Here is a 13,776-nt window from a genome sequence, read left to right as displayed (position 1 = left end):
TCAGACCGGACGACAAATCCAGTGCAGGTAACGCCCAAGCCCGGCAAAGCTTGGGTGACGACGATGGGCCAATTCCATTTCCAACAGATCCAGCAACTCGGCGCGGGCCTGGAATTCCACCGGCATGTAGTCATGGAAAACCCGCACCCCGCTCTGGGTTTCGACCCGCCACAAGCCGTCGAGTTGCGCCGCCAGTTCCCGCGGATCGAGGGGCTGTTGCGGGGTCAGGCTCTGCTTCTCGCCGGCCATGTCGTTCTTGCGCATCTTGCGAAAGTGGCCCTTGAGCAGGTTGCGATAGATCAGCGCATCGCGGTTGTAGAAGGCCAGCGACAGCCAGCCGTCCTGGGTGGTCAGTTGATGCAGCACCGGCAGGATCGCGTGGGGCTCGGCCAGCCACTCCAGCACCGCATGGCACAGCACCAGGTCATAGGGTTCAGTGAGCTGGCCCAACAGGTCCTGCCAGGGCGCCTGGATAAAGGTCGCCTGTTGGCCGGCCTCGGCGAAGCGCTGGCGAGCGCCCTCGAGCATCGGTTCGGCCGGCTCGGCCAGGGTCACCTGATGGCCACGCTGGGCCAGCCACAGCGACATATGCCCCAGCCCGGCGCCGATATCCAGCACCCGCAGCGGGCGGTCCGGCAAGGCTTCGGCCAGGTCGGCCTGGAGCACCGCCAGGCGGATCGCGCCCTTGGCGCCGCCGTAGATCTTTTCGGCAAAACGGGTCGCCAGCTGGTCGAAATGACGGTCGCTCATCAGCTGAACCGCCGTTCGCTGTCGGCCAGCTTGCTGCGCACCACCTGCTCCAGGTCCAGGCCCAGTTCGCTGCACAGCAGCAACAGGTAGAGCACGATGTCACCGACTTCCTGGCCGGCGTGGGCCAGCTTGTCGGCCGGCAGTTGCCGCGACTGGTCTTCGCTCAGCCACTGGAATATTTCCACCAGCTCGGCCATCTCCACACTGGCGGCCATGGCGAGGTTCTTCGGGCTGTGAAATGGCCGCCAGTCATTGCGGTCGCGAATGGCGTGCAGGCGTTGGGTCAGTTCGTCTAGGTTCATCGGGGTCTCCTGAAGGCGTATAGCTTCGGGGGGATGGCGAATGAAGGCAAGGCCCGCACCACCCCCTCAATCGATAACGCTGAACTCGACCCGCGCCGTCTGCCCGCCTTCGTCCAGCACGCTGAGTTGATATGGCCCCAACCGTTCGAAGCTGGCGTTGATGCTGTCCTGGTTGGCACTCTCGCCCAGCGGCTCGCCGTTGACGAACCACCAGCGCCGGCCGCTGCCGCCCAGGGCCGACAGCTTGAGCCGCAGCAGTTCCTGGCTGGCCGCCGGGCGGCGCAAGCGATCGCCCTCGCGCACGCCGACGATGGACAACGGCGCCGCTGCCGCCAGGGCCGGCCCCGGGCACCCCGGGTCGTTGGCCGGCAGGCGCGCTTCACGCCGTTCGATGCGCGGCAGCCAGGGCTCCAGCGGCGCCGGCCACAGCGCGATATCCCGCACCTCGGCCCCCGGGCACTTGGCGTCGACCCGCAGGCCCTTGGCATTGACCCAGACTTTTTCCAGCAGGCCGACGCCCAAGGGTTGATCCGCCGCCTGCAAGGTCGGCGGCGTGGTGCCGTCCAGGGTCCAGGCGAAACGCTGGCGGCGGCAGTTCGGATCGCTGCGGCTCATGGGCTGGCCCAGCGGCCAACAGATCGCCGCCACCCCGACATTCATCGGCACCGGCTGCACCGGCGCGCTGATGCCGCGCTGGCTGTCGCGGTTGATCAGCACATCGTGCACTTGCAGCATCAACGGCGCTGCCGAAGCCAGGCCGAACTGGCCCGGCACCGGGGTGCCGTCCGGGCGGCCGATCCAGATGCCGATCAGGTAGCGCGGCCCGACGCCAATCGCCCAGGCGTCGCGAAAGCCGTAACTGGTGCCGGTCTTCCAGGCCAGCACCGGACGCTGCACCAATGCAGCCCTCGGGTCGCGGTCCGGGCGCGCCTGACCGCTGAGAATGCGCCGCACGATCCACGCCGAACCGGGTGACAGCAGCGGCCGCTCGCGCAACACATCGTCCGGTTGCAGGCGCAGGCTGGCGCTCTTGCCACCACGGGCGAAGGCGCTGTAGCCGCTGACCAGATCCTCCAGGCGGCTGCCGGCGCCGCCGAGAATCAGCGCCAGGTTCGGTTCCGCCAGCGCCGGCAGGGTCAGCGGCATGCCGCCGATGCGCATCTCGGCGGCAAACCGTTTCGGCCCGTAGGCTTCCAGCAGTTGCACCGCTGGCAGGTTCAGCGAGGTGGCCAGGGCGGTGCTGGCCGACACCGCGCCGCTGAAGCCCATGGAGAAGTTGCCCGGCCGGTAGTCGCCATACCGCCGTGGCACGTCCTGCAGCAGCGATTCGGAATGGATCAGCCCGGCATCCAGCGCCATGCCATAGAGGAAGGGCTTGAGGGTCGAACCCGGCGAACGCATGGCGCTGATCATGTCCACATGGCCGAAGCGCCGGGCGTCGTTGATATCCACCGAGCCCAGATAGGCGCGCACGGCCATGGTCTGCGCCTCGACCACCAGGATCGCCGCCGAGGTGTGTTCCGGCAGGCGCGCGCGCCAGCCCAAAAGCAGGTCTTCCAGGCGCCGTTGCAGGTTGGCGTCCAGGGTGGTGCGGATCAGCGGCGGGCTGTCCGGGCGATTCAGCCGGCGCGCCAGCAGGGGCGCCAGGCTCGGCTCCAGCCGCGGCGCCAGCAACAGGGGTTCCTGCAAGGCTTCGTCCACCGCCGATTGCGGCCAGACCTGGAACTGCGCCAGGCGCTGCAGCACCTTGTCCCGGGCCACCTGTGCCCGCGCGGCATGCCGGTCCGGGCGCAGCCGGCTCGGCGCCTGGGGCAGTACCGCCAGCAGCGCCGCTTCGGCGTGGGTCAGGTGCTGCGGCGACTTGCCCAGGTAAGCCCAACTGGCCGCGGCCACCCCTTGCAAGGTGCCGCCGAACGGAGCGCGGTTGAGGTAGAGCGTGAGGATCTGCTGCTTGCTCAGGTGCCATTCCAGCTGCGCGGTGCGCCACAGCTGGCGCAGCTTGCCGTGCCAGGTTCGCGAGTGAGGATCGAGCAGGCGCGCCACCTGCATCGACAGGGTGCTGCCGCCGGACAACACCCGCCCGCCCGTGAGGTTCTGCCAGGCGGCACGCGCCAGCGCCATCGGGTTGACCCCGGGATGGCTGTAGAACCAGCGGTCTTCGTAGGTCAGCAGCGCGTCCAGGTAATAGGGCGAGACTTCGTCGGTGCGCACCGGATAGCGCCAGACGCCATTGGCATCGGCAAAGCGCCACAGTGGCGTGCCATCCTCGGCCAGCACCACCCGCGCCAGGTCATCCTTGGGCAGCGGCAGCGGCCAGATGCGGTCGGCCAGCCAAAGCCCGGCCCACAGCAGCAACAGGCCGCCCAGCACGGTCCGCAGGATGCGCCAGCCTCGGCGACCGCTCGGTTGCGGCGATGGCAAGCCGGGCGACTGTGCCTGGCCAAATATTCGCCACCAAAAACTGCGCAGGCGCGATGCAACTAATCGAAAAATCAAACCCGCGAACCTCTATGCTTGGAACGGAACTCGCCAGCGCGATTGATGGCCAAAGGCTCAGGTCTGGCAAGCACGCCAACTTTTTCATCAGGATGCACGCATGCAGGTAGAAAGCTTCTTTGAATGGCTCGGCCAGGCGCTGGGCTCGGTCATACGGTTTATCGTCGATGGCCTCAGCGGTCTGTTCAACGCCCTGACCAACGCCGGCGGCAACTTTATCGACGGCTTGTCGCGGGCGCTGGGCATGGACACCTCGATCATCAGCATCATCACCCTGATCGTCGGGCTGATGCTGCTGTACTCGGCGGTCCGCGCCTTCATGCGCGCCTCGATCGTCATGGGCATCATCTGGCTGCTGCTGGGGTTGTGGCTGCTGAGCTGGGTGGTGCACTGACCGATAGACGACCGCTGCGCGGTCGTATCGCGAGCAAGCTCGCTCCTATATAAGGAACGCGCTTGCCGCGATCGCCCTTCTCAACGCCCCTTGATCACCATCTCCGGCAGGGTTTCACCCACGGCCTGCCAGTTCGGCCGGTACATCGACTCCACTTGCGGCGGCGGCACACGGTAAGTGCCGGGCGTGACTGCGCGTGCCAGGTACAGCAGGTGCGTGACGCTGTCGTAGCCGTCCAGGTTCAGCGCCGCCACGTAGCGGTCATCGCGGAATTCCTGGTGCTTGAGGCTGGCGTTCTGCATCGACTCGCGCCATTCCTTGACCTGGCTGCTGGCGTTTTCCAGGCTGGCGGCGCTCTGCGCCAGGTTCTGGTTTTCCAGTTCCAGGCCGGCCGGCAGCAGGTCCACCACCAGCGCATCCGGCACCCGTTGCTTGGCGCTGACCGCCAGGTGCACCAGCACCAGGTCGCCGCTGCCCAGGGCCCGCAGATTCAGTGGCTGGCCGTTCATCCCCAGGTATTCGCGCCGAATGCTCAGGTTCTCGCCACCGGCCAGCGGCGCCTGCTGTGGATAACCGGAAATGGTCAGTTGCTGGTACACCGGCTCGCTGCCCCGATTGCTGATCGACAACGGCGACGCCAGCAACGCGCCTTGCAGCTTCAGGCCGGGCTGGCTGTTGTTCAGCTCGCGGCTTTCGGCGCCACTGCTCAGTTGTGCGGTCCAGTTGGCTTCCGGCTTGCCCAGCAGGCCGCGACCGGCGAGGAACAGCGAGTTGCGCTCCTGGGTCGACAGGTACGGGCTGGCCGCCAGTTGGTCGGACAGCTCGAACAGCCGCTCCTCGCGCTTGCCCTTGGCTAGGTCGTGCTCTTCCAGCAGCGCCAGGATCAGCGCCTGATCCCGTAGCGGGCTGCCGTAGTCGGCCAGCCAGTCCTTGCTGTTGCGCGAAGCCGCCAGGCCCGCGGTCAAGGCCTGCTCGGCCCGTGGCTGGTCGCCCATTTTCTGCAGGGCGATGGCCAGCTGTACCAATGGCAGGCCGGAGCGCGCATCGGTACGCCGTTCGAACAGGCTGCGCAGCGCGCCCAGCGGCGCCTGCTGACTGCGCGCCAGCACCAACCCGGCGTAGGCCTGCACGGCAAAGCGCGTGTGCTCGGCATTTTCGCTGTAGTTGACCTCGATCAGGTTGCGCTCCTGCAGGTAACGCAGCAGGCGTTCGTTGGCCTTCTTCAGCGCCTCGGCCGGCACCGCGAAGCCCTGGTCGCGTGCCCGCAGCAGGAAGTCGGTGACGTAGGCGGTCAGCCAGTATTCCTCCTCGCCGTCCGCGCCCCACAGGCCGAAGCTGCCGTTGTAGCGCTGCATGCCCAGCAGGCGTTCGATGCCCAGCTCGATCTTGCGCTTGCGCTCGGCATCCGGCTCGCCTTCCAGGCCCAGGCGTTTCAGGCTGACGGCATCGGCGTACAGCGCCGGGTACAGGCCGCTGGTGGTCTGTTCCAGGCAGCCGTAGGGGTAGGCCTTGAGTGCGCGGATCTGCTCGCCGAGGTTCAGCGGCGGCCGGCTCGACAGGCTCAACAGTGCTTCACGCCCGGCCGGCTCGAATGCCGCCAGCTCGCCTTCCGGCAGGCTCCACGGCTGATCCTTGAGTACCGCGCGGTAATGCCTGAGCAACGCCGGGTAAGCCGGTCGCACCCCCAGGGTCCATTCGCGGCTGAACGGTGGCAGGCTCTCGCCCGGAAGGTCCAGGCCATTGACCAGCACCTTGACCTTGCCCTGGCCGAAGCCGCCCAGCGCCCGCACCGGAATCCGCAACGTGGTGCGCTGGCCCTGGGTCAGTTGCACGCTCTGACGGGTTTCGTTGACCAGCGCCAGCTGGCCTTCGGCGCTCAGTTGCACATCGAGTTTCTGCGCCTTGCCCGACAGGTTGGACAGGTCCAGCGCCAGGGTGGTCTGGTCGCCGCCGGCGAGGAAACGCGGCGCCGACAGTTCGGCGATCAGCGGCGCGGCGATCACCGTCTTGCCTTCGGCCATGCCGTAGCGTTCGTCGGTCCAGGCCTGGGCCATCAGGCGCAGTTCGCCGTTGAAGTCGGGGATGTCGACGCTGACTTCGCCTTCACCCTGCTCGTTCAGGGTCACCGGCGCGCTTTGCAGGGCGACTATGGTGACGCTGGTGTCCGGACGCTTGCCGCCCTTGGCCAGCGCCGCGTCGCCACCGAAGGCCAGGCTGGCCAGGCGGCCCTGGCCGGCTTCGATCAACTGGCCGTAGATATCCAGCTGGTCGGCGCCATAGGCCTTGCGCCCGAACAGGCTGGAGTACGGGTCCGGGGTCGGGTATTCGGTGATGTTGAGGATGCCCACGTCCACCGCCGCCAGCAGCACATGGGCCTGTTTCGGCACTCTGCCATCGGCGTTCCTGGCCTGGATCTTCACCTTGAGCGGCTGTTTGGGGCGCATTTTTTCCGGCGCCGTCAGGGTCAGGCCGAGCTTGCGCTGGGTACGATCCAGGGGCAGGTGCAACACGCCCACCGCGCGTTTCGGGGTGATGTTGGCCTTGCGCTCGCCGGGGCGGATCACCAGCGCACTGACGTACAGGTCGTGGCGCGCCCATTTCGGATCGAGCTTGATCGCATAGCTCTTGCCTTCGGCCGGTACGTCGATTTCCTGCCACCACAACGGACCGTCGCTGGACTCCACCAGCAGGTAGCCCTTGCCGGCGGCCGGCGGGGTCACCGTGACATTGGCGGTGTCGTCGTCGCCATACAGCGGTTTGTCCAGCGCCAGCTTGACCTGGTCGGGGCGCACCGCACCGCCTTCGGCGTTGTCCTGGGAACGGTAGCCGGCCCAGAAACGCAGGCTGCTGACCAGCCCGGTCTGCGGGTCTTCGACCTCGACGCGATAAGGGCCCCACTCCACCGGGAAGCTGACCTTCGCGCTAGCGCCGGCCTTGATACTCAGGACCTGTTCGTCCTGGGTGAGGAATTTCTCGTTGAAGTGATAACTCCAGCCGTCGCTTTCCGAGTAATTCCAGTAGTAGTCGCGGCGCTCGCGCACCAGGCGCACCTTGAGGTTGTCCGCCGCCAGCTTCTGGCCTTCATTGTTGGCCACCAACAGTTCGAACTCGGCCGGGCCGTCGCCGTCGGTTTCCGCACCGTCGAACAGCGCGCGCAGCCCCGGCAACCTGTCCGCTGGCCATACCGGCAGCACCACCCGCCGGGTGATCGGACGACCGCCCGACTCCTGCAGGCTGCCCTGGACGATCAGTTGCAGCGGCGAACGGGCCTCGGCCCATTTGCTTTCCAGGGCGATCAGCTCTTCGCCGTTTTCATCCAGCGTCGACTCCTCTATCTCCAGGTCCTGGCTCAGCTCTTCTTCGGTGACCGAGCCGAACTGGTAGCCCGGCAAGGCCTTGACCGCCTCGCGCAGCGGCCGCACATAGATCTGGCCGCTCAGGCGATTACCGGCGGCCGGGGCGCCATACAGGTAACGGCCGTTGACGCTGATCTCGACGGTCTCGTCCGGTTTGAGCGGTGTGTCGCTGCCCTTGAGTTCCAGCGCCAGGCGCTCGGGCAGGAAGTCTTCCACGAGGAATTCGTACAGTTGCGGCTTGCCGTCGCCGAGGTCGAACACCAGTTGCCAGCGCCCGGTCGGCGCTTCGCCGGCCAGTTGCAACTGGTACTGATAGAGCCCCGAGGCATCGGCGTCCCAGACGAACTTGCGGCTGACCTGCTCATCCGGCCGGCGCACTTCGACACTCACCGGCTGCGGCTTGACCGCATTGCCGTCCTTGTCCCGCAGCAGCGCGTTGAGCAGCACGGTTTCGCCCGGGCGATACAGGTCGCGGGGGCCGAACACGAAGAACTGCAACGGATGGGGCTGGGGGCCGCCGATATTGAATTCGGCCAGGTCCAGGGCGGCGCCGTTCAAGCGCAGCAGGCTGGTCTGCTCGCCCTGGTGGGCCAGCAGCACTTCAGCTTTCTTCGGCAGCGGCAACTCAGCATGGCCGCCCTTCTCGGTCTTGCCCTGGCCAAGCACGCGGCCATCGCCATCCAAGAGCTCCAGGCTGACGCCGTCCAGCGCCTTGCCGCCTTCCAGAGCCTGGGTGAAGACATCCAGGCGGTTCTGGTAACGGTGCACCGACAGGCCGATGTCGCTGAGGGTGAACAGGGTTGCCGGTTGCGAATAGTTGTAGGTGCCCGAGGCACGCATCACCGCCAGGTACACGCCCGGCTGTTGCAGCGGCTTGAGCCCGGCGATCGGCAGCAGCAGGGTTTCCCGGGTATTGCGCGCCGGATTGAGGTCGAAGCGGCCGCCATACACCAGGTCGGCCATCGGCAGCAGTTCCCGGGACTCGTAACTGTGCAGGCTGTTATTGCGCCCCCATTGGGCGAGGAACATCGGCAGCGATTCGGGCTTGATACGGAAGAACTCGACGTCGACCTTGTCGACGTTCAGCGCAATCACCGGCAGGCCTTCGGCGAGGCGGGTCGGCAACAGGGTGCCGCGGCTGGCGAACCCGACTGTGGCCTGCAGGTCGCGGGTTTCCAGGCGGCTGACGTATTCGGCAGCCAGGGTCGCGTCGTTCACCCCGCGCAGCCCGGCGTCGACGGTCAGCACCAGTTTGCGCTGCGGCTCGAGGTGGCGCAGGCGCAGCTCCATGAAGTTGTCCGACAGCTCCCAGGCGCCGTCGACCTTGCCGCTCTTGCTGTCCACCAGATGCAGCTTGTCGGCGAACTTCTGCTGCGGGTCCAGGGGCACCGAGAAACTCACCGACAGGGTGCTGGCCCCGTCGAGCTGCACCTCGGACACGTCCACCACGTTCAACTCGCGACCGGCGTAGCGTTGCTTGAGCACAGCGACATCCTGCACGGGCCGGGCCTTGGCCGCGGGCACTGCCGCTGTCGGAGCCGAAGGGGTCGCCGCCTTGTCGGAGGTCGAGGAATCGCAAGCGCTCAGCAAGGCCAGCGCACAGGCCAGGAACAATCCTTTGTTAAACATGGGGCACTCATTGGCAGGAGTATCGAAGGGTTGAACTATATCTCACCGCCGTCCGGCTGGCTGTGGCGCAGCGCACATTGATCGACAGAGGGCCTATCACCCGCAGCGTCTTTGTAGGATTCGGGCCGTGATCGGGATGGCATGGCCGGGCGGGCAAGCGGCTACAATGCCCGCTCTCAAGGAGCCTGCATGTCCAGCCTGATTTCTGCCTGGCGCCACCGTCCGACCCATGCTCGGGTGTGGGCGCTGGCCGCGCCGATGATTCTTTCCAATATTTCCGTGCCGCTGGTGGCGCTGGTCGACAGCACCGTCATCGGCCATTTGCCCCATGCCCACCAACTTGGCGCGGTGGCGGTCGGCGCCAGCCTCTATACCTTCCTGGCCTGGGCCATGGGCTTTCTGCGCATGGGCGCCACCGGCTTTGCCGCCCAGGCCGCCGGGCGCGCCGACGGTGCGGCGCTGCGGCAGATCCTGGTGCAAGGCCTGCTGCTGGCCATGGGTCTGGCCCTGCTGCTGGGCGCCATAGGCGTGCCGCTGAGCGGCGCGGCCTTGCAGCTGATGCAGCCTTCGGCCGAGCTGGACGAAATGACCCGCACCTTCTTCCATACCCGCTTGCTCGGGCTGCCAGCGGCGCTGGCCAGCATGGCCCTGGTCGGCTGGTTCCTCGGCACCCAGAACGCCCGGGCGCCGCTGGCGATCCTGCTGAGCACCAACCTGATCAACATCGCCCTCAACCTGTGGTTCGTGCTGGGCCTGGACTGGGGCGTGGCCGGCTCGGCCAGGGCCTCGGTGATCGCCGAATGGACCGGTGCGCTGATCGGCCTGGCCATGACCCGCCCGGCCCTGCGCGCCTACCCGGGGCAGATTGCCTGGGCGGCGTTGCAGCGCTGGGCCAGTTGGCGGCCGTTGCTGGCGGTCAACCGCGACATCTTCATCCGCAGCCTGGCGCTGCAATCGGTGTTCTTCCTGATCACCGTGCAAGGCGCGCGCCTGGGGGACGCGACCGTGGCCGCCAACGCGCTGCTGCTCAACGGCCTGCTGCTGACCGCCCACGCCCTGGACGGCCTGGCCCACGCGGTGGAAGCCCTGTGCGGCCACGCCATCGGCGCCCGCGATCGCCTGGCGCTGCGCCGCTCGCTGGTGGTCGCCGGCGGCTGGTCGCTGCTGGCCAGCATCGGTTTTGCCGTGCTGTTCCTGTGCGCCGGGCACCTGTTCATCGAGATGCAGACCGACATCGCCGAAGTGCGGCAGACCGCCTTCACCTACCTGCCCTACCTCGCCGCCCTGCCGTTGATCGCGGTCTGGAGCTACCTGCTGGACGGCCTGTTCATCGGCGCCACCCGCGCCCGGGAAATGCGCAACGGCATGCTGCTCAGCGTGCTCCTCACCCTGCCCTGCGCCTGGGCCTTGCAGGGCCTGGGCAACCACGGCCTGTGGCTGACGTTCCTGCTGTTCATGCTGGTGCGCAGCCTGACTCTGCTGGCCTTCGCCCTCGGGCTGCGCCGGCACGATGGCTGGTTCAGCCCGGCCCGCTGAGCTTTGCGGCGCGCATAAAAAAACCACCGCAAGCGGTGGTTTTTCTTGAGCCGTCGAAACCTCAGGAAGACAGGTACGACGAGCGGGTCAGGCCCAGACGCAGGGCGTCGAGGAACTGGGTACGCTCGCTGGCGCTGATCTTCGCGCTGGCCACCTTGTCGCGGTAATGAGTCATCAACTCCTCCGGCGACAAGTGCACGTAACGCAGCATGTCTTCGATGGTGTCATGGGTCTCGATCCCGGCGTGGTACACGGTGCCGTTCGGGTTCTGGTAGATGTTCACCGAGTCGGTATCGCCGAACAGGTTGTGCATGTCGCCGAGGATCTCCTGGTAGGCACCGACCAGGAACACGCCCAGCAGATAGTCCTCACCCTCGTTCAGGCCATGCACCGGCAGGCTGGTCTCGATGCTCTGCTCGTCGACGTACTGGTTGATCTTGCCGTCGGAGTCACAGGTCAGGTCTTGCAGCACGGCGCGGCGCAGCGGCTCTTCGTCCAGGCGATGCAGGGGGATGATCGGCAGGACCTGGTCGATGGCCCAGGTGTCCGGCAGGCTCTGGAACACCGAGAAGTTGCAGATGTACTTGTCGGCCAGCTTGTCGTTGAGTTCGTCCAGTACCTGGCGGTGCGAGCGCTGGCGCGCCTTCAGCGAGTTGTGCAGGCGCCGGCACACGGCGAAGTAGCACTGCTCGGCCAGGGCTTTCTCGGCCAGGGTCAGCTTGCCGTCGGCGTACTGGGCGGCCACGTCGCTCATGTAGTGGGTGGCGCGCCAGTAGGTTTCGGTGACCATCTCAATATCGGTCGGGCCCAGCAGATCCACCAGCCATTGCACGGTTTCCGGCAGGCTTTCCTTGTTCTCGATCAGCGGCACGTCGTCGTTGTGTTTCTCGACGTCGGTCACCTGCACCACCAGCATGGCGTGGTGCGCGGTCAGCGAACGGCCGCTTTCGGAGAAGATGTGCGGATGCGGCAGGCTCTGCGCGTCGCAGAACTCCTTGAGCATGCCGACCACGACACCGGCGTAGTCGTCCATGTCGTAGTTGATCGAACTGGCGTTGCGCGAGTGGGTACCGTCGTAGTCCACGCCCAGGCCACCGCCGACGTCGATGTGATCCACCGGCAGGCCGAGGTTGCGCAGCTCGCCGTAGTAACGAATGGCTTCCTTGAAGCCATGCTGGTAGTCCGCCAGGTTGGCGATCTGCGAGCCCATGTGGAAGTGCAGCAGGCGGATGCCCTGGTCCAGGCCGGCGCCGCGGAAACGCTCGACCACCGACAGCAGCTGCGCCGCCGACAGGCCGAACTTGGATTTCTCGCCACCGGTGTCGGCCCACTTGCTCGACGCCAGGGACGACAGGCGCACGCGCAGGCCGACCTGCGGCTTGACCTTGAGCGAGGCGGCCTCTTCGATCACCAGGGCGACTTCGGATTCTTTCTCGATCACGATGAACACGTTGTGGCCCAGCTTCTGGCCCATCAGCGCCAGGCGGATGAACTCACGGTCCTTGTAACCGTTGCAGACGATGGTGCCGCCTTTCGGCGCCAGCGCCAGCACCGCCAGCAGCTCGGGCTTGGAGCCGGCTTCCAGGCCGATGGAGACGTTCTGGGTGGCGATGATGTTCTCGATCACCGCTTCCTGCTGGTTGACCTTGATCGGGTACAGCGCGGTGTACTTGCTCTGGTATTCCAGGCGCTCGATGTTGGCGTCGAAGGCACCGGTCAGCTGGCGCACGCGGTCCTGCAGGATATCCGGGAAGCGCACCAGCAGCGGCAGGGACAAGCCGCTCTTGCGCAGCTCCTCGACTTGTTCGAACAGGTCGATGGGCGAGCTGTTCGGGCCGTTCGGACGAACTTCGACGCGACCGGCGTCATTGATCGCGAAATACCCGGCCCCCCAATGGCGAATCCCATAAACACTGCGGCTGTCCGCAACTGTCCATTGGCTGCCATCGTCTTTGCGTGTGCGTCGTACGGACATCGAAGTCCCCTATAAAGAAGTCATAGAGCGCCACCCCGGTCCGGGGCTGGCGCAGTCTAAAGAATGAAAATGACGATTAGCCTGCAACGAGGACGTAGACCTCGGTTACAGCGCTGAGTTTAGAAACCGGTCATGAACAGGCTCTGTGAAAACCATGAAGACGACGGCGAGCCTGAATCGGATCAGGGCTGCATCAAGTCGGGGGTGGTTTTCACAGAGGCTGCTAGCCGCCGGACTTCTTCGCCTTGAAACCGTGCTTGATCAGCTCTGCCAAGAGTAGCTCGACATGATCGCCCTGGATCTCGATGACGCCGTCTTTCAGCGCGCCACCGGTGCCACAACGTTTCTTCAACGTGGTCGCCAGCTCCTTGAGCGCGTCTTCGGCCAACGGCACGCCGGTGATGGTGGTCACCGTCTTGCCGCCGCGGCCCTTGCTTTCGCGACGCACGCGAGCGATGCCGTCGCCGGCAGGGATAACGGTTTGTTTGCAGATGCAGGCTGCCACCGGCTGGCTACAGTCCGGGCAATGTCGACCTGCGTCGGTGGAAAATACCAGGCCACCAAGGGCGGCGAAGGATGCGGCTTTTTTGGCCACCGGCAATCCTCTTGGGAGGACAAAGACTGGTCGAAGCACATGGCCTGTGCCATCGACCGCGAAGCCCCACTCAGGCAGGGGCAGCGCTACTGGACCGGTGCGCTTATATAAGAAGCAACGCCGGCTCAGCTTGAAAAAGGTCGCGCAGTGTAACGGCAAAAAGCCGACTTGCTAAGAGCCTAACCGCGCCAATTTATACAACTTTAGCGACGCCGCGCCAGATAGCGCTGCAAGGCCGCCAGGGAGTCCGGGCAATAGGGCTTTTCGGTGATTTCCCGCATCACTTCGTCGATCGCAATGAAGCGCGCTTCCAGCACCTCTTCCGGCTGCAGGCGCAGAGGCCCGTCCCAGACCGCCGAAAAGGCCGAGCACCAGAGACGATTGTCGGTGTCTTCGAAAAAGAAATGGTCATGGGCGGTCAATTCCACCCCGCTCACCCCCAATTCTTCCTCCAGCTCCCGGGCCGCCGACTCGGCGTAGCTTTCAACGGCCAGCACCATGCCGCCCGCGGCCACGTCCCAGTAACCGGGATAAATGGCCTTGCTCAGGGTGCGCCGATGCACGCACAGCTCGCCGGCGGAATTGAACAGCAGGATATAGGTGCCGCGCCCGATCAGGCCGCGCTCGCGCAACTCCGAGCGTGCCAGCGTGCCCAGCAACTGGTCTTCGCCATCGACCCAGGCGACTTGTTCGGCATCGGAGGCCGCGCGATGCGCGGCCTCATTGGAGGTAACCACCATGAA

The 13,776-nt window shown here is 66.0% G+C and carries 9 protein-coding genes; 2 read left to right on the top strand and 7 right to left on the bottom strand.

All coding sequences use genetic code 11. The features are described 5' to 3' along the window. From CXQ81_RS05810 to pbpC, 3 genes are all read right to left on the bottom strand, one after another. Entirely contained in the window at positions 1-750 is a 750-nt protein-coding gene (locus tag CXQ81_RS05810) for a methyltransferase (RefSeq protein WP_007928683.1), read from the bottom strand. Further along, the gene (locus CXQ81_RS05805; protein ID WP_016703781.1) at positions 750-1,052 is read right to left on the bottom strand and encodes a MazG-like family protein; all 303 of its coding nucleotides are present in this window, start codon (positions 1,050-1,052) and stop codon (positions 750-752) included. Before CXQ81_RS05805 ends, CXQ81_RS05810 begins: the two co-directional genes overlap by 1 nt. Before the next feature lie 66 nt (positions 1,053-1,118). Next, on the bottom strand, positions 1,119-3,431 hold the full coding sequence (gene pbpC / locus CXQ81_RS05800; protein WP_256593480.1) for a peptidoglycan glycosyltransferase PbpC: 2,313 nt from the start codon (positions 3,429-3,431) through the stop codon (positions 1,119-1,121). A gap of 217 nt (positions 3,432-3,648) precedes the next feature. On the opposite strand from pbpC, the gene CXQ81_RS05795 reads away from it, so the two are divergent. Beyond that, positions 3,649-3,942: a hypothetical protein gene (locus CXQ81_RS05795; protein ID WP_007921634.1), complete on the top strand. Its 294-nt coding sequence runs from the start codon at positions 3,649-3,651 to the stop codon at positions 3,940-3,942. 80 nt (positions 3,943-4,022) lie between these two features. Here the strand turns inward: CXQ81_RS05795 and CXQ81_RS05790 are convergent, their stop codons facing one another. Next, a complete protein-coding gene (locus CXQ81_RS05790) occupies positions 4,023-8,927 on the bottom strand; it encodes an alpha-2-macroglobulin (protein WP_101336726.1) in 4,905 nt (1,634 codons plus the stop codon). A gap of 189 nt (positions 8,928-9,116) precedes the next feature. Between CXQ81_RS05790 and CXQ81_RS05785 the strand changes: the two genes are divergently transcribed. Further along, entirely contained in the window at positions 9,117-10,463 is a 1,347-nt protein-coding gene (locus CXQ81_RS05785; protein WP_101336725.1) for an MATE family efflux transporter, read from the top strand. A 61-nt stretch (positions 10,464-10,524) separates the two neighbouring features. Here CXQ81_RS05785 and speA read toward each other — a convergent pair whose 3' ends face one another. The 3 genes from speA to CXQ81_RS05770 form a co-directional block, all read right to left on the bottom strand. Next, entirely contained in the window at positions 10,525-12,438 is a 1,914-nt protein-coding gene (speA, locus tag CXQ81_RS05780; RefSeq protein ID WP_092422387.1) for an arginine decarboxylase, read from the bottom strand. A 223-nt stretch (positions 12,439-12,661) separates the two neighbouring features. After that, complete coding sequence (locus CXQ81_RS05775) at positions 12,662-13,033, bottom strand: translation initiation factor Sui1 (protein ID WP_007921638.1); 372 nt, start codon at positions 13,031-13,033, stop codon at positions 12,662-12,664. A gap of 203 nt (positions 13,034-13,236) precedes the next feature. Further along, the gene (locus CXQ81_RS05770) at positions 13,237-13,773 is read right to left on the bottom strand and encodes an NUDIX hydrolase (RefSeq protein WP_007921639.1); all 537 of its coding nucleotides are present in this window, start codon (positions 13,771-13,773) and stop codon (positions 13,237-13,239) included. Positions 13,774-13,776 lie beyond the last annotated feature (3 nt).

Source organism: Pseudomonas sp. 09C 129 (assembly GCF_002843625.1).
Classification (GTDB): Bacteria; Pseudomonadota; Gammaproteobacteria; order Pseudomonadales; family Pseudomonadaceae; genus Aquipseudomonas; species Aquipseudomonas chlororaphis.
This window is presented reverse-complemented; position numbering and strand designations above follow the sequence as displayed.

Coding starts and splice junctions, on each gene's coding strand:
- CXQ81_RS05810 (WP_007928683.1), bottom strand. CDS start 750: ATGAGCGACCGTCATTTCGACCAGCTGGCGACCCGTTTTGCCGAAAAG.
- CXQ81_RS05805 (WP_016703781.1), bottom strand. CDS start 1,052: ATGAACCTAGACGAACTGACCCAACGCCTGCACGCCATTCGCGACCGC.
- CXQ81_RS05795 (WP_007921634.1), top strand. CDS start 3,649: ATGCAGGTAGAAAGCTTCTTTGAATGGCTCGGCCAGGCGCTGGGCTCG.
- CXQ81_RS05790 (WP_101336726.1), bottom strand. CDS start 8,927: ATGTTTAACAAAGGATTGTTCCTGGCCTGTGCGCTGGCCTTGCTGAGC.
- CXQ81_RS05785 (WP_101336725.1), top strand. CDS start 9,117: ATGTCCAGCCTGATTTCTGCCTGGCGCCACCGTCCGACCCATGCTCGG.
- speA (WP_092422387.1), bottom strand. CDS start 12,438: ATGTCCGTACGACGCACACGCAAAGACGATGGCAGCCAATGGACAGTT.
- CXQ81_RS05770 (WP_007921639.1), bottom strand. CDS start 13,773: ATGGTGGTTACCTCCAATGAGGCCGCGCATCGCGCGGCCTCCGATGCC.